The following is a 257-nucleotide window of genomic DNA, read 5'->3' as shown; positions in this document are numbered from 1 at the left end:
AAACAGACAAGGAAGCCTGCTCATTGATCAAATCATCAGCTACATAAATGGCAGCTGATTCTCTTGTATCGTTAGTGTCTTTTTTAAATGCCCAACCTAAAAATGCAATTTTTTTGCCCGAAACGGTATTGTAAAGTGTCGAAACAATCTTGTTGGCAAATCTTCTTTTTTGATGATCATTCATGATAATCACCTGTTCCCAATAATCAGCAACTTCATGCAAACCATAGGATTTAGCAATATATACCAAATTCAAA

General features: G+C 34.6%; 1 protein-coding gene. It reads right to left on the bottom strand.

The genetic code is table 11. The annotated features are described in order from the left end of the window. Nucleotides 1-257: UDP binding domain-containing protein (locus EG849_RS15905; protein ID WP_317125218.1), on the bottom strand; the 257-nt coding region annotated here is incomplete at both ends.

The sequence above is a fragment of the Flavobacterium macacae genome, assembly GCF_003865365.1.
Lineage (GTDB): Bacteria > Bacteroidota > Bacteroidia > Flavobacteriales > Flavobacteriaceae > Flavobacterium > Flavobacterium macacae.
Note: the sequence above shows the minus strand (reverse complement) of the source record. Positions and strands in the feature narration are given on the sequence as shown.